The 23,896-nt window shown below is 61.6% G+C and carries 20 protein-coding genes and 1 pseudogene; 7 read left to right on the top strand and 14 right to left on the bottom strand.

Going from position 1 to position 23,896, the window contains the following annotated elements; all coding sequences use genetic code 11:
• Window positions 1–16: 16 nt before the first annotated feature.
• Entirely contained in the window at window positions 17–1,555 is a 1,539-nt protein-coding gene (locus tag AC1DGD_RS06470) for an APC family permease (RefSeq protein WP_476856286.1), read from the bottom strand.
• Between the two features lie 1,011 nt (window positions 1,556–2,566).
• On the opposite strand from AC1DGD_RS06470, the pseudogene AC1DGD_RS06465 reads away from it, so the two are divergent.
• Window positions 2,567–3,352, top strand: a pseudogene (locus AC1DGD_RS06465) (transposase); the annotation flags it as partial.
• Between the two features lie 88 nt (window positions 3,353–3,440).
• On the opposite strand, the gene AC1DGD_RS06460 reads toward AC1DGD_RS06465, so the two are convergent.
• From AC1DGD_RS06460 to AC1DGD_RS06445, 4 genes are all read right to left on the bottom strand, one after another.
• Window positions 3,441–3,989, bottom strand: coding sequence for a TetR/AcrR family transcriptional regulator (locus tag AC1DGD_RS06460; protein ID WP_476856285.1), 549 nt, complete (start codon window positions 3,987–3,989; stop codon window positions 3,441–3,443).
• A 1,057-nt stretch (window positions 3,990–5,046) separates the two neighbouring features.
• Complete coding sequence (locus AC1DGD_RS06455) at window positions 5,047–5,463, bottom strand: aldo/keto reductase (RefSeq protein WP_476856284.1); 417 nt, start codon at window positions 5,461–5,463, stop codon at window positions 5,047–5,049.
• 243 nt (window positions 5,464–5,706) lie between these two features.
• Entirely contained in the window at window positions 5,707–6,093 is a 387-nt protein-coding gene (locus tag AC1DGD_RS06450) for a nuclear transport factor 2 family protein (RefSeq protein ID WP_476856283.1), read from the bottom strand.
• A gap of 138 nt (window positions 6,094–6,231) precedes the next feature.
• Window positions 6,232–7,698, bottom strand: coding sequence for an aldehyde dehydrogenase family protein (locus tag AC1DGD_RS06445; protein ID WP_476856282.1), 1,467 nt, complete (start codon window positions 7,696–7,698; stop codon window positions 6,232–6,234).
• Window positions 7,699–7,911: 213 nt separating this feature from the next.
• Here AC1DGD_RS06445 and AC1DGD_RS06440 point away from each other — a divergent pair, with 213 nt between their 5' ends.
• The gene (locus AC1DGD_RS06440; RefSeq protein WP_476856281.1) at window positions 7,912–8,325 is read left to right on the top strand and encodes a GFA family protein; all 414 of its coding nucleotides are present in this window, start codon (window positions 7,912–7,914) and stop codon (window positions 8,323–8,325) included.
• Between the two features lie 139 nt (window positions 8,326–8,464).
• The gene (locus tag AC1DGD_RS06435; protein ID WP_476856280.1) at window positions 8,465–9,730 is read left to right on the top strand and encodes a glutamate-cysteine ligase family protein; all 1,266 of its coding nucleotides are present in this window, start codon (window positions 8,465–8,467) and stop codon (window positions 9,728–9,730) included.
• Between the two features lie 118 nt (window positions 9,731–9,848).
• Here AC1DGD_RS06435 and AC1DGD_RS06430 read toward each other — a convergent pair whose 3' ends face one another.
• On the bottom strand, window positions 9,849–10,211 hold the full coding sequence (locus AC1DGD_RS06430; RefSeq protein ID WP_476856279.1) for an ArsR/SmtB family transcription factor: 363 nt from the start codon (window positions 10,209–10,211) through the stop codon (window positions 9,849–9,851).
• A gap of 160 nt (window positions 10,212–10,371) precedes the next feature.
• Between AC1DGD_RS06430 and AC1DGD_RS06425 the strand changes: the two genes are divergently transcribed.
• The 3 genes from AC1DGD_RS06425 to AC1DGD_RS06415 all read left to right on the top strand — a co-directional run bounded on the left by AC1DGD_RS06425 (window position 10,372) and on the right by AC1DGD_RS06415 (window position 13,343).
• Window positions 10,372–11,481 (top strand): NADH:flavin oxidoreductase/NADH oxidase, encoded by a 1,110-nt coding sequence (locus AC1DGD_RS06425; RefSeq protein WP_476856278.1) that lies wholly within the window; start codon window positions 10,372–10,374, stop codon window positions 11,479–11,481.
• A 9-nt stretch (window positions 11,482–11,490) separates the two neighbouring features.
• Entirely contained in the window at window positions 11,491–12,234 is a 744-nt protein-coding gene (locus tag AC1DGD_RS06420; protein ID WP_476856277.1) for an SDR family oxidoreductase, read from the top strand.
• A 68-nt stretch (window positions 12,235–12,302) separates the two neighbouring features.
• A complete protein-coding gene (locus tag AC1DGD_RS06415) occupies window positions 12,303–13,343 on the top strand; it encodes an NAD(P)-dependent alcohol dehydrogenase (RefSeq protein ID WP_476856276.1) in 1,041 nt (346 codons plus the stop codon).
• A gap of 815 nt (window positions 13,344–14,158) precedes the next feature.
• On the opposite strand, the gene ahlD is transcribed toward AC1DGD_RS06415, so the two are convergent.
• The gene (ahlD, locus tag AC1DGD_RS06410) at window positions 14,159–14,977 is read right to left on the bottom strand and encodes an N-acyl homoserine lactonase AhlD (protein ID WP_476856275.1); all 819 of its coding nucleotides are present in this window, start codon (window positions 14,975–14,977) and stop codon (window positions 14,159–14,161) included.
• A gap of 281 nt (window positions 14,978–15,258) precedes the next feature.
• Between ahlD and AC1DGD_RS06405 the strand changes: the two genes are divergently transcribed.
• Entirely contained in the window at window positions 15,259–16,521 is a 1,263-nt protein-coding gene (locus tag AC1DGD_RS06405; RefSeq protein WP_476856274.1) for an ABC transporter substrate-binding protein, read from the top strand.
• 85 nt (window positions 16,522–16,606) lie between these two features.
• On the opposite strand, the gene AC1DGD_RS06400 is transcribed toward AC1DGD_RS06405, so the two are convergent.
• The 7 genes from AC1DGD_RS06400 to AC1DGD_RS06370 all read right to left on the bottom strand — a co-directional run bounded on the left by AC1DGD_RS06400 (window position 16,607) and on the right by AC1DGD_RS06370 (window position 23,826).
• The gene (locus AC1DGD_RS06400; protein WP_476856273.1) at window positions 16,607–16,966 is read right to left on the bottom strand and encodes a transposase; all 360 of its coding nucleotides are present in this window, start codon (window positions 16,964–16,966) and stop codon (window positions 16,607–16,609) included.
• A 249-nt stretch (window positions 16,967–17,215) separates the two neighbouring features.
• The gene (locus AC1DGD_RS06395; RefSeq protein ID WP_476856272.1) at window positions 17,216–17,518 is read right to left on the bottom strand and encodes a helix-turn-helix domain-containing protein; all 303 of its coding nucleotides are present in this window, start codon (window positions 17,516–17,518) and stop codon (window positions 17,216–17,218) included.
• A 537-nt stretch (window positions 17,519–18,055) separates the two neighbouring features.
• A complete protein-coding gene (locus tag AC1DGD_RS06390; RefSeq protein ID WP_476856271.1) occupies window positions 18,056–18,430 on the bottom strand; it encodes a carboxymuconolactone decarboxylase family protein in 375 nt (124 codons plus the stop codon).
• An 88-nt stretch (window positions 18,431–18,518) separates the two neighbouring features.
• Window positions 18,519–19,538, bottom strand: a complete 1,020-nt coding sequence (locus tag AC1DGD_RS06385; RefSeq protein WP_476856270.1) for an ABC transporter permease — start codon at window positions 19,536–19,538, stop codon at window positions 18,519–18,521.
• Complete coding sequence (locus tag AC1DGD_RS06380) at window positions 19,535–20,437, bottom strand: ABC transporter permease (protein WP_476856269.1); 903 nt, start codon at window positions 20,435–20,437, stop codon at window positions 19,535–19,537. Before AC1DGD_RS06380 ends, AC1DGD_RS06385 begins: the two co-directional genes overlap by 4 nt.
• Window positions 20,438–20,520: 83 nt before the next feature.
• Window positions 20,521–22,134, bottom strand: coding sequence for a sugar ABC transporter ATP-binding protein (locus AC1DGD_RS06375; protein ID WP_476856268.1), 1,614 nt, complete (start codon window positions 22,132–22,134; stop codon window positions 20,521–20,523).
• Window positions 22,135–22,662: 528 nt separating this feature from the next.
• Window positions 22,663–23,826 carry an iron-containing alcohol dehydrogenase gene (locus AC1DGD_RS06370; protein ID WP_476856267.1) on the bottom strand — a complete coding sequence of 388 codons (1,164 nt, stop codon included), beginning with the start codon at window positions 23,824–23,826 and terminating at the stop codon, window positions 22,663–22,665.
• Window positions 23,827–23,896 lie beyond the last annotated feature (70 nt).

Here is a 23,896-nt window from a genome sequence, read left to right as displayed (position 1 = left end):
CTCGCCGGAGGTTGCTCTATGCGTCGTCGGCGGTCGTTGACAGCACGCGTCCGAGTCCCTCGTACGCTGCTGGGCGGTTGGACCGCAGCCAGAAGGCGATGAGGAGGCTGAAGACGAACCAGCCGATGCAGAACCAGGGGATGAGGCTGACCCAGATGATGTCGCCGCCGAGAGTGCTGAGATTTGACCACAGCAGGTACAGGGCGCCGGTCAGTCCGACGGCTCCGATGCCGGGGGCAACCATGGTGCGCCACCAGTGGGCGTGCTCACGGTGTGCCGGCAGGCTGTGGTAACGGATTGTGGCGATGGAGCAGAGGATCTGGTTGAGCATGACCCAGAAGGTGCAGGCGATGGCGAACCAGCCGAACACCTCAGAATATGCCGCCGTGTTGAAGTTGTTTCCTGCGAATTCCTGGGCTGAGGGGGCTGCAAAGTAGAAGGCAGTGAAGAGTCCCAGGATCAACGCTGCGCCGAGGAAGGTGGCAACGGCCGCATGGTGCGGGCTTCCGTGGCGGGAATGGGTGTGACCGAGCTTGCTAGGAAAAAGTACGCCTTCGCGTGCGATGGCATAGATGTAGCGTGAGACTGTCTGATGCAAGGCAAGGATTGATGCGAAGCACCCGGTGATAACGAGTACGTTGATGCAGTCGGCGGCCCACGCTCCCACATAGGTGTGGGCGAGGGAGATGTAGGACTGGCCCAACTGTCCGGTGGTTTCCTCGACAACACGGCCCATGCCGAATCCGGTGATTGTTGCCCATGCCGTGATGAACAGAATGAGGCCGATGCCGAGCACCGCCAGGTAGGTTGCCAGCGGTACGAGCTTTTTGGGGTTCTTGGCCTCCTCGGCATAGTTGGGGACTACTTCGAACCCGAGCCAGGACCAGAAGGCGAAGAAGATCCCGATGCCCGGGGCGATGCCGCCGAAGGCGTTCACGGGATTGACCGGCTCGAGGCTGACTCCTTCGGGGCCGCCGTTGATGAATATCGCACCGTTGACAATGGCGAGGATGGCGATTTCGAAGACGAAGAGTACGCCGAGGACTTTCGCGGAGAGCTCCACCCCGAAGTAGGACGCGACGGCGGCGAGCACAAGTGCTAGGCCTGCGATCACGAGCCACGGGATTTTGATCCCCACGGCCTGCTCAAGTGCAACAGCCCCGAAGTAACCGATCGCACCCAGCACGGCCACCTGGACGCACAGGTACCCGAGCATCAAGGACAGTCCCGAGGCGAGGCCGAGGGGCTTGTTCAAACCATTGCTGATGAAGCTATAAAAGCCGCCTGTGGCGCTCAGCCGCCTGGTCATGGCTACGTAGCCGACGGCGAAGCAAAGGAGCACAACCATTGCGACGATGAACCCTGCGGGAGCGCCGACGCCGTTGCCAAACGCGACGGCAAGGGGGATGTTTCCCAGGCAGCCCACCAGGGGGGCGGCGCTGGAGAAGGCCAGCAAGAGAATGCCGACGAGTCCGAGGGAGCCAGGTTTGAGGCGATGTACCTCTTTAGGCTCAGATTTCTCCGTGGTGAGGATGGGCGTGCTGGGGGTTTCCATGAGCGGTCCTTCGAGGCAATTCCGGTCTGCCGTGGGGCTAAACCGAAGGTCGTTGAGGTTTGCAACCAACTCGATCCGGCGGGAAGTGTCGATTGGTCGTTGAGTTAGCGCCGGAGGGTACCGGTAGCGTCTCCTCGTATCGATAGGGTTCCTGGCCGTTGTCGGCAGGAAGTATCTAAGAACAAGTGAAACAAGTTCTAGTTTCGTATTTGTGAGTATGAGGTATCGATCACGTTTCGGCAATAGGCTGGCCCGGCCGCCTCGAAGCGCCCGCGAGAGTTACCGGAGTGTGGCGTAACACACAGTTATATTGACGAAAGCTGAATAATTTTCAGGTTTGTGGGGCTAGTATTCTTTGGGCTAGCTCCCTGCACGTCGGAGGCCGCTTGCGTGGGGCCGTCGACCAAATGACCATGGCCAGCAACTCCCCATCGATGCTTCAACGATCTTCGACGCGAATCAGGATGAGCCGCAGGGCTTAGGCAGGGAGGTTTCGCGGCCATGCGCCTCCCACCTTCGTTCTCGGCCGTCTGGTGCTCATCCCGGACGGCTGTTGGGTTCAGTGATGGTCAGGAAGCGTGCAATCATTTGCTCGCTCGGTCCGCGTGCGCGCTGGAGGACAGAGCACGCAACATCTGGGTGAGGGCATCGATCAGGCGCAGCAGTCCCAGCGATTTCGGCGTTTCCGGTCCCGGCCGGGGATTGGTCGTAGTAGCTGTCCTTGCCTGCCCGGAACTTCTGGGTGTCGCCGGAGGATTCGGCACGCCGTATCCCCCCGGGCGTTTCACGAGTCGCGCGTACTAACAACTGTCGCTGCCGCCATGTGCTTCAAATGCGCTGAGCACACTTCTTGGAACTTTCGGACTTCACGGGTGTCGGGGTGAGAACTTCCGGGCCCCGATGGGGAACGGTGACGACGGGCACTTCGGATTCCTACTGCCTACGGCCGATTCCCGGCTGAACTTGGACGGGGAGCCGGCCAGGCTCGGGAGCGGTCGCCTGCAGAGTGGTGCCAAGAAGCGCCGTGGCGTGGGCAAGTCCGATGCCCTGGACGCCCACCGGATCGCCATGGCCGTGCTGCCCTTGCCGGTGGAGAAGCTGCGCCGACCACGCCTTCATGACGGGGTCCGCCAGGGCGTGCGGATCCTCGTCACGGCGCGGGGATCCATGAGCAAGGACCGGACCCGGTCGGTCAACGCGCTCAACGCACTGGTGCACGGCAATGACCTGGGCATCAATGCCCGCCAGAAGCTCACAGGCGCCCAGATCAGCGAGGTCTCAAAGTGGCGTTCCCGCGAGGAAGAGCTTTCCTTGTCCATTGCCCGTGCTGAGGCCGTGCGGCTGGCCAAACACGTCCTGGCGCTGGATGAGCAACTCACGGCCAACGAGAACCAGCTGGACGAGCTGGTGAAGGTCAGCGAGGCCTCACCGTTACTGGAGGAGACGGGGTTCAGGGCGATCAGCGCCGCGAAGTGTCTCGCCGCGTGGTCGCACGAGGGCAGGGTCCGTAACGAGGCAGCATTTGCCTCCCTGGCCCGGGTAAATCCGATCCCCGCGTCCTCCGGGAACACTGTCCGGCACCGGTTGAACCGGGGCGGTGACCGGTCCCTGAACAGTGCCTTGCACATGGTCGCGGTCGTCAGGATGACCCATGACGGCGAAACCCGCGGGTACGTGGAGAAGCGCCGCGCCGACGGTCGTACGGACAGGGAAATTCGTCGTTGCATCAAACGCTACCTGGCCCGCCGCATCTACCGCACGCTCAACGCGGCGGCCATAGCGATGAACGCGGCTTGACAGACATAGAAGAGTCGACCGCTAGAATCCGCCATACCCCGACCGGGCATTTCTTTCGTACGCCGGGATGAAGCCCGGCGCGAACGTCCTAAGGAAGATAGGTGGCCAGATATTCGATGCTTGATCGTTTCATTTCTTCCAGCAGGGCTTCGTTACCGTGCTCGGGAGATTCCCTGTAGGCAAGGTCAAAGCCCTTGTCGAGCATGCCAACAAAAATCTGGGTTACGACGTCCAATGGAACCTGAGGTGCTGCCGGCCTGACGTCCGTAATGCTCCGAGCCAGATAGGCAGCCAGTTCATTGTCGTGCATACGGTTCGCACGGATCATTCGGCCCGTAAACTCCGTAGAGAACCAGATGGCGCGGAAGGCCGGGGTCTCGTTGAAGAAATCGATATGAGCATCAACGCCAGCCTCGGCTTTCTTCCTCCACTCAGGGCCACTCAGCTCAAACTGCACTTGCTCCAGACGGCTGTCAAGACCTTGGAGGCAGGACACCAGGATCTCTTCCAGAAGAGCCTCCCGACCGTCGAAGAAGTTGTATAGCCAACCGACCGACACTCCCGCGCGCGCGGCAACATTCGTCGTGGTGACGGCCTCGGGACCGCCTTCAACTAGAAGGTCGGTGGCTGCGGCCATAACGTTCTCCATTTTGGACCGGCTACGCCGTTGAACGGCTGTTCGGTGGGCGCCCACTGTAGCTGATGCTCCTGTCATGAGCTCTGACAGTGAATGCGGCGTGCTTGCAGGCGCCAAGGATAGATCCCTGTCTGGGATTGGGGCGGGGTGCTGTTTGTCCGCCTTTCGCTCCGCAGCTTGGCTCATTGTGGCGTCCCCTCCAGACAGCTTCGTATTCGCGGGACCGTCGGGCCCCTGCGTTTAGGCCAGTCTAAGGGGTTCGCTCGGAGTCCGGCGGCACTTCCGAAATTGCCTATTGCCTGAAGCATGCCCGATACCCCAACTCACAGAATCAAAAGATGAATATGTTTCAGTCCTTTGTATCACCGATGGACGCAACGGTGCCGCGGTGACAACACTGCTCTGCCAACTTCCGCTGAGGCGACCCTGCGCGGAAGTTGGCCTGGAGGATGCGCGAGCCCCGTCACGGGTCAATGCACATTGACCCAACCCGTTCATCGACCCAACCGCGTCTCCGCCAATGGCCTGCGGCCTGCTGCGCGGGCAGGTCGCTGATGGCAGTAGAGGGCATGTCGCGTAGTAGCTGTCCTTGGCCCCCAGCCGCTGCTGGGCGTCCCCGGAGGCTTCGGCACGTCGAGTCCTCTCGATGCGTGGCACGAGTTGCGGCAGATGCTCATCCGTTCAGTGGGCAAAACGAGAGTGTGGCTGCGCCCTGGAAGCGGGGATCTTCTGCCCGGTACACCGCGTGGCCGAAGCCCATGAGCCGTTCCAATGGTCGGCGCGGTGAAACACACCCTATGCCGCCCATTCTTTCAGAAGGGTTTTTTGGAGGCGCCCATTGAGTCCGGCGGGGGCGCAGTCGAGGTCCCACTCCAAGCCTTCTGGCTACGGACTTGGCGCCCCGGGCGGTCTCACACAACGCCACCGCGGCCTTGCGCTGTTCCTCCGATATCGAAACGCTGTCCTGCACAAAAACTGCTCCCCGAGAGTCAGAACTGATATTGCAGTCCAATTTTCGGGGAGCAGTTCATCGGCTGGGCCGGGGCTCGCTGGCGAATCAGGGGCGTTCGAGGAAGGATTCGACCTTGGCCGGGTCACGTTCCACGACCTGACCCAGAATGTCGTCGGCTTTTGCCAGCAGTTGCGTATCGAGACTCACGTCGGCGGCCCTGGCATTATCGATGAGCTGCTCGGGCCGAGAGGCTCCGACAATCGCAGCAGAGACGTTGCTGTTCTGCAGCACCCAAGCCACTGCAAACGCAGCCATACTGAGGCCGGCGTCATCGGCAAGGGGACGCAGTTCCTGGACGCGGGAGAGGGTCTTGTCTGACATGAACTTGTGCTCTGTCTTGAGTTTGCCGTCCTCGTCGGTGAACCGGGATGCCGTCGGGCCGGACTTCATGTACCCTGTCACGATCCACTGGAGTCCCGAGAGGCCGCCTCCGAGACCCTCACTGATGTCCGTGAGGGTCACATTGACGATCTGAGCATCCAGGGCGATGACGAAGAACCCCCAGCATGGCGACCGCGAGCGAGGCCACCGGCCGGGCCGTAGAACGAGTGTGGCCTTCGGTCGTGACGATCACTGTGCCGCCTGAGGGGAAGAATTCTACGGGTCTGGCCGAGTTGCCCGCACTGGCACCCACGAGTGGTCAGCTCATGCGTGCCAAGGAAGGGAGGCCCTCGCAGAGCCGGCCTCCCTTCCGCTTCAGCGTGCCTAGGCCTCGTACTGGTGGTAGACCTTGGCGATGATCTTCCACTCGCCGTCCTGCTTGAGCAACGTGTGGAAGTCGGTGTAGTCGGCGCCGATTGCATCGTTTTCCATGTCGACCTTGACGACTGCAGTGGTCTGGGTGATGCCGATGATGTCCACCCGCGTCTTGACGTCGGGGGCGGTTCCGTTCTCGGCGACGAAGTCGTAGAGGTTTCGGATGGTGCCGCCCAGGAGCTGGCCGTTGGTGAAGCCGTACATGGTGGCTTCTGCATGGAATGCTTCGGCCACTCCTTCGGGGCTGCCGGTTCGCAGGCCTTCAACATATTTCTGGACGGTGGCAACGATCTGGTCGTATTCCTCGGTGGGAACGACCTTGAGGTTTTTCGGCATGGTTTCTCCTTGGCTGACCGGGTGTCGGGACGACATCCCGGAGGGTGTTTTTTGGTGCTGCGGGTTCAGCTACTTCTCACGGGTCGGGACAGCCCCCGTCCAGAGGAACAGCGGCCATCCCTCGCGCGATCGAGCGCGCTAGCGCTTTCGGATCACGACCGTCTTGTTGTTGGTGTGGGACGCGAGTCCTTCGTCACCGTGCTCTACGCTCAGGCCGGACTGCTTGTGTCCGCCGAACGGCGCATGATCCGGGTGGCTTTGTCCCTGGTTGATCCATACATTGCCCGACTCGATCCTGTCGGCCACCTCGAGGGCGCGGACCTTGTCACGACCCCATAGGGTGGCGCCCAATCCGAATACGGTGGCATTGGCACGCTCAATAACGTCGTCCACGTCGTCGTACACGAGGACTGGTACGATCGGGCCGAAAGGCTCCTCTTGGACGATTCGGCTGTCTTCGGGAGGGTTGTTGACGATCGTCACGGGGACGAAGTTGCCTTCCAGGGACTCGTCGATGGTTCCACCGAGCGGAACGTCGTATCCGTTGCGGCGGGTGTCGTCGAAGAGATCGCGAAGCTTGTCATACTGCATGCGGTTGTTGATGGGGCCGAGATCACTGGCGGGATCCATTCCGTCGCCGACCTTCTGCGTCTTTGCGTAGTCCACGAACGCCTGGACGAAGTCTTCGTGGAAGGAGCGGTGGACGTAAATGCGTTTGGCCGCGATGCACCACTGGCCGGAGTTTCCAAAGGCCGCAGCGAAGACCTGCGGCACGGCCTCCTGCCAGTCTGCGTCCGGCAGGAGGATGGCGGGGTCGTTTCCGCCGAGCTCCAGGGTCACCCGCTTGATGGTGCCGGCGGCCGATGCCATGATTTTGGTGCCAGTTGCCGTTGAACCCGTGAAGGTAATCATTCCGACGTCCGGGCTTTCGGTCAGGATCTGCCCAAGCTCGTTGCCGCCTGTCACGATGTTGAAGACGCCGGGCGGGAAGACCTGCGCAGCCAACTCGCCTATCCGCAGTGCACAAAGCGGAGTGTATGGGGACGGCTTAAGGACAACCGTGTTGCCCGTGATAAGCGCCGGGACGGTCTTCCAGAGGACGTGCAGGTAAGGATAGTTCCACGGGATGATGGCGCCCACGACGCCGAGGGGGGAGCGGCGAAGCTCGACGCGGCGCTCGTCATCTTCTTCAAGAACCTTGTTCTCAAGCCTCGACTTGGCAGTATTCGGAATCCAGGGGTTGGCAAGGTTCACCTCAAACGTGGCCTGGTTGTGGCGGGGTTTCCCCTGCTCAAGCGAGAGCAGGGTGATGAACTCATCCTTCTGCGCCCCCAGTGCTTCGAAGAAGTCAACAATGATCTCTTCGCGCTGGTCAGCCGTCAGGGCGGACCAGGCCGGGAAAGCCCGCTTTGCCGCCCCAATGGCCCGCTCCATGTGCTCCCGGGTGCCTTGGGGCGCACTCGCGAGGACTGTGTTGTTGGCTGGATTGAGGACGTCGAAGCCCTCTGCCGTCGAGACGATTTCGCCGTCAATGAGCAGTCCGTATGGTCCGTTGAAGTCTGAGGGCTTGATCGCACTCTTACCTTCCGCGATGGATACTCCCATGTGCTCTCTCCTGTCGTGCTGCGTGTCTTGTCGAATTCTGGAAGAATCTGAAACAGATTCATGTTTCACTTTAGGGCGCGCCCGGGGTGAGATCAAGACCTTTTTGAGAATTATGAAATACGATATTGTTTCATATTAGGATGTGATCGACGCCACGCAGGCTCGGCGGCCAGACTCCACCAACTCCCCTCCAACGACGAACAAGGAGCACACATGAAACTCGACGGACAATGCCTCTGCGGCGAGGTAACCTACACCATCGCCAGCGAACCGAAGTTCACAGCGGTCTGCCACTGCACCGATTGCCAGCGCCAGACCGGCGGTGCATACTCCCTCGTCATCGGCGTAGATGACGACAAGCTAACGATCACCGGCGACGCGGTGAAGACCTTCATCACGGTCGGCGCTGAGCACAAGACCAACACCAACCGTTCGTTCTGCTCGGAATGCGGTTCGCCGATCGTCGGCCGCATCGACGCCATGCCGGGTCTGGCTTTCGTCAAAGCAGGGACCCTGAACGACACCTCGTGGCTCAAGCCAACGGTCGAGGTCTGGTGCCAGTCCGCCCAGCCGTGGGTTACCCCGCTCCCCGGCGCGGAGCGCTACGACGGCGACATCCCCGCCTGACCAGGCCCGCGTGCCGCATGCGCGCGCTATTGGGGGGTTGGGTGCGCCGGCACATAGTTGCGGCCCACCCAACCCTTTCTTGAGAGGAAACCCAACCCGTGACTTCCAACGAGATCCGCCGCTCAGAACGCACAACCTCATGAGTCAGCAGGAACAGCCCTTGACGGTCTGTGACGCCGAGGACTGGATCCAGAGCACATGCTTCACACCCGGCCCCACAGGGCGCATCGGACTTGAACTCGAACTCCTCGTGGGCCGCGCCGGAGATCCATCCCTGGAGCTTCCGTTCCCTGAAGACAATTACCGGCGGCTGTTCTCGGAGTTGAGGAACGTGGAAGTTGCTGGCAGCCTGACCCTGGAACCCGGCGGGCAGCTTGAGCTCAGCTCGCACCCGGAAGCCGGCCTCCCACAGATCATTCAATCCGTGCACCGGAGCTTGGGTGCGCTGCGACAGCGGGCTGCAGAACTTGGAGCTTCCCTGATTGGCGAGGGCGTGGATCCTTTCCGGGAACCGAAGCGGATCACGCAAGCACCCCGCTACGCGGCCATGGAGCAGTATTTTCAGCCCTGGGCGCCGGCAGGCTCGACCATGATGTGCTCCACTGCATCACTGCAGGTAAACATCGAAGCAGGCACGAGTGATGCCGAAATCCGTGAGCGCTGGAATCTCCTCTATGCGATCGGTCCGGCCCTGGCCGCAACGTTCGCCAACTCCGCCTGGATCGGTGGCCGACGAAGCGGCTGGAAGAGCACACGACTTGCCGCATGGCTCGCCCTGGACCCTTCCCGGACAGGCGTCCCACATTCCACAACACAGGATAATCCGGCTGAAGCGTATGCCCAGTGGGCCTTGGACGCCCCTCTGATGATGATTCGTCGAGCGGAAGGCCATTGGCGAGCTCCGGCCGGGCTCACATTCCGTGAATGGCTGCTCATGGGGACGTCGGCAGTTCCTGACCGCCCCCCGGCCGACCTCAAGGATCTGCAACAGCATCTCAGCACGCTGTTCCCACATGTTCGGCCCCGGGGCTACTTTGAAGTCAGATACCTGGACGCTCAGCCTGGCTGCTGGTGGGCGGTGCCCGCTGCCGTGATCGCCGCGCTGATATCCGATACTAATACCGCCGGCAAGGCGCGAGACATCTGCGAGGGTTCATCCGCGTGGGAAGACGCTGCACAAAAGGGCCTCGAAAACCCCTCCACCATCGTTGCGGCCGTTAAGTTGCTCTCTCTGGCCGCCGAGCGACTTCGGACTGATGCAACGACAACACTCCACGCCGCACAGATCGAGAACTACCTGGAGCGCTGGACAATCCGTGGGCGCTCTCCCGCAGATGATCATCCGACGGAATGGGGAAAACACAGACAAGCCTGTGCCATGGAAGGCTGCATCGTCGCTGCCTGAAACCAAGGCGCATCAGGCTATGCCGGCGTGATGACCGCACCTTCCCGGCAGCCAAAGGCCTTTTGGATCCGAGTCTTCTGCGCGACGACCCACACGACTTGATAGCCCGTTCTGAGTGTCACGTTTGGGCCGGGGCTGCCCCAGGTTGCGGCGTACGACCTGCCGCTTGCAGCACGGCGGCCAGTAATCCAGGGAACAGGGAATCGAGGTCGTTGTGGCGCAGCCGGCTGACACGGGAAGTGCCGTAACAATGCTGCCTGATGATGCCCGCTTCGCGGAGCACGCGGAAGTGGTGCGTGGCTGTCGATTTGCTGACTGGAAGTCCGAAGGCAACGCAGGCCATGTCCTCGTGCCTGTCGGCCAGCTCCCGTACGATGCGCAGCCGGATGGGGTCGGACAGTGCGTGAAGCACGTTCTCAATGCGAATCTCTTCGGGCTTCGGGTGAGTCAGTAAGCGCCCCGTCCCGGCGATTTCTTCCACGTGCTGCATGGTCTTTGCCCTCTCTTCGGTTCCCATCATTCAAAGTACGGCGATCATCGTAGTTTGACAACCTCCATACTACGAGGATTATCGTATTACGGTAGTCCGGTGCACAACGCCGGCGCTCGTCCTCCATCAGTCCAAGAGAAGGAGAATTCCCTTGAGCAATCTTTTCGCGCCGTTGAAACTTAGGGATCTGGAGATTCCGAATCGAGTCTGGATGGCCCCGATGTGCATGTATTCCGCGGCTTCTGAGGGCCCCGAAACAGGCGTGCCCACCGACTTCCACGTGGCGCACCTAGCCAGCCGCGCCGCCGGTGGTGCCGGCCTGGTGATGGTTGAGGCAACTGGTGTCCGTCCTGACGGGCGTATCAGTCCGTGGGACTTGGGCCTGTGGAACGAACGCCAGCAGGAGTCTTTCGCCCGCGTTGCCGCCGCCATCCGTTCCTACGGTGCAGTCCCGGCAATCCAGCTGGCCCATGCAGGGCGAAAGGCTTCGGTGGACAAGCCCTGGATCTCCGACAGCTACTTGGCCGAGGGTGTTGGCGGCTGGCAGGCTGTCGCTCCCAGCCCGGAGCCCTTCAACGGGCTGCCCACTCCGCAGGAGCTTTCCATCGAAGAGATCGCACAACTCGTCACCGATTTCGCTGAGTCTGCCAGGCTAGCGGCGAAGGCAGGCTTCGACGTCGTCGAGATCCACGGAGCTCACGGTTACCTGATCAACTCGTTCCTGTCACCTGTCTCTAACCACCGCACTGACGCCTATGGAGGCAGCTTTGAAAACCGGATGCGGTTTGCGCTGGAAGTCGTGGACGCCGTCAGGGCAGTCTGGCCCGAGAAGCTTCCGGTATTCTTCCGCACATCAGCCACCGATTGGCTGACGGAGAACGACGACGACTCTCGCGAAGGCTGGACGAGCGAGGACACGGTACGCCTCGCCAAGGAACTTCACGCCCATGGCGTTGACTTCCTTGACGTTTCCACCGGTGGCATGGTCCGTGACGCCAAGATCCCGGCAGGTCCCAACTACCAGGTTCCCTTCGCCTCCCAGGCCCGTGACCAGGCCGGCATCCCCACCAGCGCCGTCGGCCTGATTACCGACGCAAATCAGGCGGAGGAGATCCTCAGTGAGGGACAGGCAGACGCCGTCTTCCTCGGTCGTGAGCTCCTGCGCAACCCGTACTGGCCGCAGCAGGCCGCCCAGGCCCTTGGCCTGGATCCCCAATGGCCCGAACAGTACGGCTACGCCGTACAGCGGCGCAAGCACTAGGAGTTCGCCATGAACCACTTGCAAGACAAAGTCGTGATCATCACGGGCGCATCCTCAGGCATCGGTGCCGCGGCCGCCAAGGCCTTGGCCGCAGAGGGGGCGAAGCTGGTCCTCGGGGCCCGAACCGAAGCCCGCCTCAGTGCGCTGGTTGCAGAGATCCACGAGGCTGGCGGCACCGCCACCTCGCGGGTCACCGACGTTACAAATGCCGCTGACATGCAGCAGTTGGCTGCCTACACCATCGAGACTTTCGGCCGGCTGGACATCCTGGTAAACAACGCAGGACTCATGCTGTTCTCCGCATGGAAGGATCTGGCCGTTGACGACTGGGGCCGGATGATTGACACCAACATCCGCGGGTACCTCAACGGCATCCAGGCCGTCCTGCCATCCATGCTGGACCAGAACTCCGGCTACATCCTCAACATGGCCTCCGTCGCCGGTCATCAGATCGGAGAGTCTGCAGGCGTCTACAGCGCCACCAAATTCTTCGTCCATGCCATTACGGAGAGCATGCGAAAGGAACTCGGCGTTCATCACGGAATCCGGTCCAGCACTATCAGCCCCGGCGTCATCGATACGGGCTGGGCGGAGAAAGTGGACGATCCTGCGGGACGCGAGGCAGCCAGGGAGCTCAACGCACTGGCCATCACGCCTGAGGCCGTGGCCGCCGCCGTGGTTTACGCCCTCAACCAACCAGCCAACACCACCGTCAACGATCTGATCATTTCCCCTACCCGCCAAAACTGGTAAACCCCGTTGTTCGGGTCGAACATCACCAGCCACGCCTGTCTCGTCTGACCGGCCACACCAGGAGAATCATGCCAACCGTCACCGCATACGCTGCCCCATCCGCATCCGGGGACCTTGTTCCCACCCAGATCACTCGCCGGGCGGTCGGTCCGCGCGACGTCCTCATCGAGATCAAATACGCCGGGATCTGCCATTCCGATATCCACACCGTCCGCGGCGACTGGGGACCGCAACAGTACCCCCTCGCACCCGGTCACGAGATTGCCGGCATCGTCACGGAAGTCGGCACAGAAGTGAGCCGCCACAAAATCGGAGACCGTGTCGGCGTCGGTTGCATGGTCAATTCCTGCCGCGAGTGCGTCAACTGCCTGAAGGGTGAGGAGCAGTACTGCCTCGCCGGGAACACCGGCACTTATGGTGCGGTGGACCGTGACGGCTCCATCACACAGGGCGGCTACTCCAGCCACGTGGTAGTGGCCGAGGACTTCGTCGTGCGGATCCCGGATGCCCTGGAACTCGATGCCGCCGCGCCCCTGCTGTGTGCGGGGATCACCACTTACTCCCCGCTGCGCCACTGGGAAGCCGGGCCGGGCAAGAAGGTCGCCGTCGTCGGTCTGGGTGGACTCGGACACATGGCCGTCAAGATCGCCCACGCCATGGGTGCCGAGGTCACGGTACTGTCCCAGTCCCTGAAGAAGATGGAAGACGGCCTGCGCCTGGGGGCCGACCACTACTACGCCACGAGCGACCCCACGACGTTTGAGGCCCTCGCGGGCTCTTTCGACCTGATCATTAACACGGTCAGCGCGTCTATCGATATCAGCGCCTACCTGCAGTTGCTGGGCCTCGACGGCGTCCTGGTCAATGTCGGGGCGCCGGCCGAGCCGCTGCCCGTCAACGCGTTTTCGCTCATCACCGGCCGCCGGTCCTTCGCCGGGTCCATGATCGGCGGCATCCGCGAAACCCAGGAAATGCTCGACTTCTGCGCCGAGCACGGGCTGGGTTCTGAGATCGAAGTCATTCCGGCCAGCAAGATCAATGAGGCCTACGAACGTGTCCTGGCCTCCGACGTCCGCTACCGCTTCGTCATCGACAACTCCACGCTCTAGCCGGATGGAGTAATGACCCGCGAGGAAGTCCCTCGCGGGTCATTACTGGCTAAGAGTTGGGCGTGTTCATGCTTCTGTCGACGGAGGCAGCAACCGCCGGGTCGATGACGAATCCAAAGACGACTACTCGAGGCTGGGATCGAGGCCGATCGCCGCTGCGCCGATCGGGACCAACGTGACGTTCAGGCACCGATAGCGACATTACCGGCCGCGAAACGCCGCCGGCCACGGCGGATGCGCGCCGATGCTGGCCGCCGCAATTGATGGCAGGAGGAGCCCGCGCCGGCTCAGGCCGCCGTCGCCGTACCCTGCTGAGAAGTGAGGACCACGCCAGCAAGACCGGCCAGGAACCTGAGAAAGCACTAACGATGACCCGGGCAGGATTGCTGCCGTGGACGAGCCGTTCGATTCTTAGGTTTCCAGCCTCGTCGCTGACGAAGCTTGTGTAGCCTGGGCTATGGACGTGGCAAGATCGTCTCCCACCCTTAGCGGGTTGAGGGCAAAGATTCCCTCGTGAGCGAGAACAGGCCGGTTGTCGCCGGCCAACTCCGGGTACTTGGCCTCAAGCTTTTCCCGCTGTTCGATGGCCTTCTGCCACCCTCGAACCGTTTCGGGGTCTCCCTTGTTCACCTGCTCCCAACTGCGTGGACGTTCCGCCTGGGACGGGCCCGGGTCGGCCCGTCCGTGAAGCCGAATGGCGGTGGGCCGCCGCTGGGTGGGTGTTTGGCAGGCCGGGCAGACGGGGTTTTCTGCATGCATTGATGCGAGCCCTGCTTCGAAGCGGTGACCTTCGGCGCAAAGGAAATCGTAAAGAATCACTGGTAAAGACCCGTCGGTGCGAGCCGCAGCTGGCTAAGCTGCCCGGAGTCGTGCCCAAAGATCACTTCGGCATTGGTTTTCTCAGCGATCCGGCGGATTTTTTCCACAGACTCAAGCCACTGGAGATTGTTCCAGACGATGGCTGCGCCCACCGCAGGGGGACCAAAGGAATCCCGGAGGTAGACGGCATCCGAAGTGAAGATTTTCATGCCGTCTTCGGGCAGATCAACCATAAGGGACATGGTTCCCCAGGTGTGACCCGGAGTGTCTATGACACTGACTCCGGGGACAATACTCGTGTCGCCGTCGATTGCTTCGATGTTCAGGCCCTCGAAGTCGACCTTCAGGTGGCCGCCGAGGGAATCCCCGGTAATTCCGCTGACGCCTTCGAGCTCCTTTCGGTTCGCCAGAATCCGCGTCTTGCCATTGTCGAACAGCCGGGCGTTTCCGGCGTGGTCGAAATGGAGATGCGATAAGACCACGATGTCGATGTCGTCGGGGGCAAGCCCCAGCTGGGCGAGCGAGGAGTCGAGGTAGTCAGGCTCTCCGGAGGCGTCGTCCTTGACCGGAAAATAGTCAACAAACCCGCTGGGTTCCCAGCGTTTTTCCCAGTCCCGTGGGACGCCTGTGTCCCACAGGATCTTTCCCTCAGGATGGTCGATCAGCACCGCATGCGTCGGAATGTCGCCCCATTCGCGTTTCATTTCCTTGTCGTGGCGGTCGGCGATGATGCGGCCGGGCTTAAGGAGGAGCCACGTCATGTCCGCTTCCATGGTCCCGGTTTCAAGAACATGGACCTTCATGTGATCTGCCATCAAATACTCCGTCGTCGTCGGCGTGCCTCCGCAATATCCATGTAGTGGCAGAATGTCAGACGATCGTAGAATATACAAGGACGACGTCAAGGCTACGGAAACGCCGCTTAGGGTTCCAAAACTGTTGCATGTGGGCTGCGCCGCTCCTATAATCATCGCATCGGCTCGTTATGATTGTCGTACATTCGTCACTAATACACACCGAGCCGGCATGCATTCTCCGTTGTGCGGGTGACTCCTCTGTCTCCCGTCCAGATCGGACTATCAAAAGGAGTAGCAGAATGGTCAATGAAGACCAGGCCCGTACACCACGACGTCGGGTGAAGAGCCCCGGAAGGCGGTCGCTGGCGGGATGGGCGTTGGCTATCAGCGGCATGTTGGCCCTCACGGCTTGCGGCGGCGGAAACGACTTTGCCGGGGCAGGGTCCTCGGCCAGTGCTGGTACGGCTTCCCAAAGCGCCTTGTCCACGCTTCCAGCGGATGCGCAGAAGGCGTACGCAAATGCAGACGCGCTGACGGGCCCGACGCCGTATGTCGATGGCTGGCAGCCAAAAGGGCCCCCGCCGTGGACTATCGGGTACGCCAGTCCGTACGCGGGCAACTCATGGCAGACGACGGCAATGGACCACCTCATGAATGACATCGTGCCGCGGTATAAGAAGGCGGGGCTGATCAAGGAGGTCATCGTCGCCCAGTCGGGTGGAGACGACACTGTCCAGAACCAGCAGATCCGGCAGCTCGTCGACCAAGGTGTAGACATTCTGATCGCCTGCTGCTCGGCCAAAACGGCCCTCAACCAGTCAATTCAGTATGCAAACGACAAAGGCGTTCCCTTTGTCGCTTGGAGTGGGCACGTTGATTCGCCTTACAGTGTGAGTGCGGTCACGAACTACCGGGATGCCGGGAAGGTGTTCGCCAAGTCCGTGTTCGACAAGATCGGCGGCAAGGGCAACGTTCTCGACGTCCAGGGAGTGCCCGGGGCAACGAATGCCATTGACTTTGAGTCCGGAGTCCAGGACGCGTTGAAGGAGTATCCAGGAATCAAGCTGGTGGGTTCGGTCAACGGTATGTGGTCGGCTCCGGTCACCAAGACGGAGGTCCAGAAGTTCCTCGCTACCCACCCTGGCCAGCTGGACGGCATTGTCGCGCAGCCGGCGTCGGCCACAGGAGCCTTGCAGGCGCTCCAGCAGTCGGGGCGGCCCGTTGTCCCCATCAACATCGGCGGCGAGACGGGTGCGGCCTGCTACTGGGTCAACCATCCTGAATTCGCAACCACGGGCTACAACATTTGGCCTCCCAAGGGCGAGATGGAACTGGGTGTCGAAACAGCGGTGCGCATCCTGCAGCAGCAGGGACCAAAGATCCAGTCCATCGTGCTCAGTGTGTCGCCGATCAGCTATGACGAAGTGAAAAAGACACTCGGAACGGACTGCGACCCCAACGCCGATGGCTGGCTCGAGCCCGCCGATGGGTGGTTGACCGGAAAGAAGCTTGACGCATTCTTTACCCACCCCAGTGACCCGTTCACTTGGAAGAAGCCATAAAGCCATTCGCCATTCAGAGATGCGGCTGAAGCCCCGGACAGGGGATTGAACTGGTCCCCGGAGGTTGGACTGGTCGAGTAAGGGCCTAAGCCGCGAGGGCCTGAGCACGGTATTGCACCGGGCTCAGGCCCTTGAGCTTTGTCGAGATCCGTTCGGTGTTGTACCAGCGGATGTATTCGTTCAGCTGGGCCGCCAGTTCGTCGGTGCTGAGGAACCGGACGCGGTGGAAGAATTCTTCCTTGAGGTGGACGGAGAAGATCTCCATCACGGCATGGTCGTAGCAGTTGCCCTTACGTGACATCGATTGGACCGCGCCGGCACCCTCCAGGAGAGTGCGCCACGAGGCGTGATGGTACTGGAAACCCTGGTCCGAATGCACGAGCGGTTTCTGCCGGTCCTGAAGCGTCGTCAAAGCCTGGCGCAGCGAAGCGTTGGTGAGCTCCAAGGTTCGGAGACGAGCCGATGGCGTGGGAGATGATCTGCCGGGCGAAGAGGTCCATGACCGGTGAGAGGTTGAGCTTCCGGTCACCGACGCCGAACTCGGTCACGTCAGTAACCCACTTCTCATTCGGGGCATGGGTGTCGAACTCCCGGTTCAGCAGGTTCGGGGCAATCGTGCCCTGCCCGCCTTGATAGAAAACGTAGCGCTTCTTCCGCCGGACTTTGCATACCAGCCCCAGCGAACGCATCAGCTTCAACACGGTCTTCTTCGCGATCGTCCACCTTGCCTGAGCAGTTCCGACTCTGGCTGCGCCGGGGCCTCGGGATCTATTTTTGGGCGGCCTTTCGGTTTCGGGCGCAGGCCGTCTTCGCCCTCATTCCGATACTGGCGTGCCCACGTCTTGATCAGCTCCGGGTAGGACAGCTGGAACTCCTTGCCAGGGCAACCTTGGTCTCTCCCGCCAGATACCGCAGCCCAACAGCGAGCTTGAACCCAAACGAAAACAGCCGCTTGGTTGGCTTGGTCACTAGCGTCGTACCTCCGCGAACTCTCCACCGGCCATATAACCCGCAGCCCGTGCGCCCACCCCTAGCCTTGCTGCCACGGATTTGGCGCCCCAACAGGGTCTCGAACAACGCTACCCCGGCCTTGCGCGGTTCCTCCGATAACGAACTGCAGCCATACATTAACTCCTCCCCGAGAGCCAGAACTGAATTCTCAGTCCAACTTTCGGGGATCAGTTCAGATCCTGTCCGGGGCTTCCTTTGTGTGAGTGGGATGGCCCCAGTCCTTGCCCGAAGCAACTCCGCTCAGGCGCGCTTACTATAAAGAGGGCCCCATCCGGAGGGCCACAGAGCAGTGGCCAGGTCCCAGACCAGCCCCCAATAAGACCGCACAAGCCCGCCCCTAAAGCAGTCGACCCCTCGTGGCCGCCATCCGCCGCCAAGGCACCTCCGCCAGCCCGGGTTGACCAGGGGACCACGGACTAAGGACATCCGTTTTCCCCGACCCGAACGCCCAAAAGAGCCGCCGTCGCACCTTGCAGGGTACGACGGCGGCTCTTCGGGGTCTGTCGGAATGCCGGCCCGGGCGTCATGCGCCTTGGTCGGGAGCGGCTCCGGCGGCTGCCTCGGTATCCAGCACCTTCTGGACCACGCGCATGGCGGCGAGCCCGGCTGGCGCCCCACAGTAGGCGGTTGCGTGGAGGATCGACTCCACGACTTCGCCACGAGTCAGACCGTTGCGGAGCCCGCCGCGCACATGGACGGCGAGTTCATGGTGCTGGTTGAGGGCTACGAGCATACCGATGTTAAGCAGGCTGCGGCTGCGCCTGTCCAGGCCCGGCCGGTTCCATACTGCTCCCCACACCGTTTCTGTGATGTGCGCCTGGAGCGCCTCGCTTTCCGTGCCCGCCGTGCGTTCGAGGGATTCGGTGACATATGAATCGCCCAGAACCTCCCGTCGCACGGTGATTCCTGCTTGCCACTGTGGGCTCTGCTGTGACGTTTGGGTAGCTGTCGGGTTCGTGTTCACGGTTTTTCCTTTGGTGGGCGCGTTAGATTTGCTGGCGGATGTGTGGATTGCGTGCATAGAAACCGACTAGCGGGACGATGAGCAGGCCAAGCACGAACTGCTGGGCATTGTTGTTCAGCCCGTATCCCACCAGTAGCGAGGTCAGCGCGATGAGCACCAAGACACCCACGACAGTGCTGCCATAACCCCCGCGTCCGCCCAAGAGAGAAGTTCCACCGACTGCCACGGCGGCAACAGTGAGGAACAGATACGGGTCACCCACCCTCACAAATGCCCCGCCCGTGAAGCCCAGCAGGAGAACGCCTGTGACTGCGGAGAACAGTCCACTCATGGCGTAAACCGTTACCCAGCGGCGCGGTTCGGAGATCAGCATCAGCCGTGCTGCCGTCCGGTTTCCACCAAGTGCATAGGTGCTGCGGCCGAACCACGTGTATCGCATCACCAAGACGAGGGCGGCCGCCAGGAGAATCCAGATGACCACGATGGGAGGTACGGGCATCCCGAGAGTCTCACCGTTGAGGGAGGAGATGTTGGCAAGCCATTCAGGAACGACGCCGCTGGTGCCGCCCGCGTTGGACGCACCTGCGCTGGTCAAGACTTGCGTCGCACCCACGGTGGCGAATCCGACACCCAAAGTAACGATGAGTGCCTGGTTCTGAAGGTGCAGGCTGAGGAGACCGTTGAGTATGCCGACTCCAAGGCCAAGAAGGAGAACGATGAGGATGGCCAGGCCGGCCGGCACACCGGCGCTGATCATGTAAAGAGTTCCGATATTGGCGGAACCGATGAGATATGGAATCGACAGGTCCAGGCCGCCAAGCAGTGCACAAAGTGTCTGGCCTACCGATGCCAGACCCAGGAATGCGCCCAGCAGGAGCATTGACCGGAGGTTTGGTCCGGACAGGAACCCCTCGACGGTGGCGGCTCCCACGATCAAGAGGCCGGCCAGCATCACCAGACCGAGGATGATGTTCTTCTGGGCCGAGACCCGTCCTGGCATCGTGCTCTTGCGTTCTGTCGGTGAGCTCTCGACGGTTGTCATGCCTTTGCCTCCTGGCGTTTGCGCCACACTGCGGGGATTATCACGCTGATCAACAGCGCGAGCACCAAGATGAGCCCATACGACAACTGCACGACAAACGAGGCGAGTGTTCCGAGCGAGAAGGTCGTCAGGGTAAAGGAAATCAGGGTGACGGCGATAGCTCCCGGGATGGCTCCCAGGACGCCGCCACGGCCGCCGGCGAGGCTGATGCCGCCCAGGACCAGTGCAGTGATGGCGGCAAGGGTGTAGGTTCCGCCTTGCGTTGGGTTTCCCGAGGCGATCTGCCCGGTGTAGGCCAATCCGCCCGCGCCGATGAGCAGCCCGGAAACACCGTGGGCGACGATCCTGACCGCCACCACGGGAACACCACTGACAAAGGCCGTGCGCTGGTTGGATCCGACCAGCCGAATGCTGGTGAACAGCGGGGAGCGCGAGAACGCCCACCAGCCTGCGATGGCCACCAACAGCAATACGGTCATGGGGGCAAGGATCGAACGTCCCGCGCCCCATTCGGCCAGCCAGCGGGGAGCCTGCCCCTCGGGCTGCGTGAGAATGACCAGATTGATGCCGGACAACGCCAGGAAAGCACTAAGTGTCACGATGACCGGCTCAATCCTGGCTACGGTGATCACTACTGCTTGCAGGACCTGGATGAGTACGCCGATGCCGAGCGCCCATGCGATCACCAGCGCAGGGCTGCCGATCTGGTTGTCGAAAAAGACCCGGACAAGAGTGACATTAACGAAGATCATCAAGGGTCCGGCGGAGAGGTCCACTCCGCTGCCTACGAGGGCGGTCACGGTCAGGCCCATGACGACCAGAACGAGTGGTCCCGCGGACACCAGCAGCCCGCCGATGCCACTGGCAGTAAAGAGGTAGGGCGCGCGAATAGAGCACACGACCAGGAGGACGATAAGTAGGCCCCACGCTGCAAACGCGTACGATGTACGGTTCGTGAGCCGGCCGAATGGGCTTTGAGGCTTCATGACTGTTCCACCATTGCTTTCTCGACGTCAAAATCGGACTCCAGATGACCGAACATGCCAGCAAGGATCCGGTCGGACGTTATCTGCTGACCAACCACCCAACCGAGCAACGCGCCGTCGCGGAACACTGCAACCCTGTCGCATAGACCGATGAGTTCGTCAATTTCGGTGGACAGGTAGATGACGCCGGCTCCGCTGCCCGCTAGTGCGTCCAGCTGGACGTACAGTTCCCGCTTCGTCCTGACATCCACCCCACGAGCAGGGTCGTTCAGGGCGACAACGCGCGGTTGCTGTGCCAACTCGCGCCCGATCAGCACCTTCTGTTGGTTTCCGCCGCTGAGCGAAGTGATGGGGTTCGAGGGTGCTCCGGCCCGCAACTTCAGTGTGTTGGACATGTCTTTGAACTTGGCACTTATCGCTGATCGGTCGATGACCCCGCCGCGTCTGTGTCTGCGGTACAGCGGCATGCCGAAGTTTTCCGCGATGCTTAGGTTGGGGAAGATTCCCTCTTTCCGTCGGTCTCCGGAGATGTAGGAAACCTTGGCGTCCACGGCCCCGGCCAGGGAATTGATGGGGAGGAATTCCCCTTCCGGCCCCAGTGCAGCCACTGTTCCTGCGGGGGTTGGCCGGACGCCCGTCAGTGCCTGAAGGAATTCCGCCTGACCTTGGCCATCCAAACCGGCGAAGCCGACGATCTCGCCACTGCGCAGTTCGAAATCGGACGGCCGAGCGCCCGGAACTGCAACCAGGCCCTGGGCGCGGAGCACGATCTTTTCCTGCGGATGCTTGGAAAGTCGCTGATGATGCTGTGTGCCGGCGGCCAGGCCGCCCTTCGCGGCGACGCCGGTCATCAGCTCGATCAGGCGGCTTTCGGTGATTTCATCGCCGCTGAGCACGCCGACGTCGACTCCGTCCCGCAGCACGGTGGCCCGGTCAGCGAAAGTCGTCAATTCGGCAATGCGGTGCGTGACGATGATGACGCACACGCCGTCAGAGCGCAGCCTTTCCATTTCGGAGTACAGCCTGGCGGCTCCGGGGAGGTCCAGTGCCGCCGTTGATTCATCGAAGATGATGACTTTGGGCGAGCGGATGAGGGCTCGCGCAATGGTGACCCACTGCCGGTCGGCAAGGGAAAGGCTTTCCACCATGGCGGTGGGATCCATGGGATGCCCAATCAAGGATTCGAGCAGTTCGGCGGAGCGCCGGTTCTGCTCCTTTCGGGACACTCTCGAGCGCCACAGCCCTTGTGTTCCTATGAACACGTTGTCAGCGATGCTGGCACCTTCTGCGACCAGCACTTCCTGAAAGACTGTGGCTATTCCGTTGCCCAGCGCCTCTGACGGACTTGTAACCGTGCGGCCGTTGACGCCAACTGTTCCCGCGTCGGGGATGACGATGCCGGACATGACCTTGGCGAGGGTACTTTTGCCGCTGCCGTTCTCGCCCACGATGGCGTGGATCTCGCCTGCCGTGGCGGAAAAATTGACCTCCCGAAGCGCCTTGGTTTCACCGAAGGACTTGGCCACTTTACTGATGGATACCCTGGATTCGCCGTCTCCGGCTTCCGAAGGTGGGTTACGAAGCGGGGACTGTGGCTCAGCGGTGTTCATGTCAGCGCCCCCACTGTTGGCGCGCTTGAACTGCATGACCGCCGGCAGACCGGCATTGCGGCCTGTTCGGCGTGGGCCATTGCAGGATAGTGCCGACGTTCTGGTCCTCTTTGACCATTACTCACTCCTCCGAGATTTACCTTTTTGCGCGGCGACACGCACTGTCCGGGCCGTTGCGTAGGCTTCATCCGGAACACACACGGACTCTTCCTGATTGTCGCAATGACTTTTTGTCATACAATAATGCGTTCGTATGATGAGTATAAGATCCGTCCGGCATGGGGCGCAATAGTCCGATGTGATTCACAGCACGTGACTTCGGATGCGTGGGTAGGCATGCCCTGACCCGACCCCGTCAGGATCCTGCCCCCGCGGGGGCACGAGAACAGAAAGCGCTCGTCCCGGAAACGACCGGGACGAGCGCTCCTGAATCCTGGATTCAAGACAGTGACCCGCTGGCGGTGGGCCCGACATGTCGCCTCCCGCGCTGGTCGAAAAGAACCCGCCGAGGCGTCCTTATGCTGCCTGCTAGTAGGCCTCCTTCAGGATGGATCGCACGTCTTCGGCAGAAACCGGGCGGGGCGCCTGCCGGAGTACGGCTTCCGCCTCACCCATGGTGGCCTCCACAACGTTTTCCAGAACCTCCGGCGATAGGTCAAAATCTCTGATCCCTGTTGACACTCCCAGCTTCGCGAACAACAGCTCCATTTCATCGGCGGCCGGGAGCTTGGTGCTGCTGCCCCTCGCGCTGGCGAGGACTCGCGCCATTACTGCTTGTTGTTTTTCCGTTGCTGGTTCGAAGAACCGCATGACATGGGGCAAGGTGATGCAGGATGTCACACCGTGCGGGACTCCGGCAGCTCCGAGCTGGTGTCCGATGGCATGCGAGAGCCCAACGGGGACGTTGTGCACCCCGATGAGCGACATCCACGCGGCCTGGTGGCAACGTAGGGCTGCTTCGAAATCCTGGGGGTCCTGAGCGGTACGGGGGAGGTCCCTTGCGAGAATTTCCAATGCTGCGGTGCACAACGCTGTTGTATACGGGTGTGCATTGGTCGCGTACGCAATCTCCACGGAGTGATCGATGGCCCGGACCCCGGTGGTAGTCCAAAGCTGCCTTGGGGTCAGCGCGGACAGCGCGGGGTCAAGCACGATGGTGGTGGGCGTCAGTTCGAGGTAGCGCGCAAGCTCCTTGCGACGCGTCGACTTGTCCACGAAGGCGGCGACCCCGTTCCATTCCGCCGCTGACAGAGTCGTCGGAACAGCGATGATGGGCAACGGAGTTCCCGAGAGGGGCGGCAACCCATGTGAAATGCTGTAGCGGAGCAGTTCGTCCGGCTGTTCGATTCCTTCGCTGATGCCGAGGGCGGTCAGCTTTGCGGCATCAATCGCGGATCCACCGCCGATGCCGATGACGACGTCGGCTCCGCTGGACCGTGCCGTCCTGATCAGCTCCGCGATGCCGTCGGTCGGGTTGTGCGCCTCCACCCTGGAGTGGACTGCCACGGCCTTGGGACCGAGATCATCAAGCAACCTGCGGAACGGCTCGCTGGCGCCGATGGTTCTTCCAGTGATGACCAAGGCGTTGTGAAGCCCCCGGCCCTCCATCTCAGCCGGGATTTGGAACAGCGTCCCGGCACCTTCGATAACGCGCTCAATGCGCGGCATCTCGAAGATCCTCATTGTGCTCATGATTGTCCTCCACGGGAAGCGGCGCGTCCCTTGAACAGGTGCTCAAGGAACGCGCCGTCGGCTATTTTCT

The sequence above is a fragment of the Arthrobacter sp. 05T45 genome (assembly GCF_056395875.1).
Note: the sequence above shows the minus strand (reverse complement) of the source record. Positions and strands in the feature narration are given on the sequence as shown.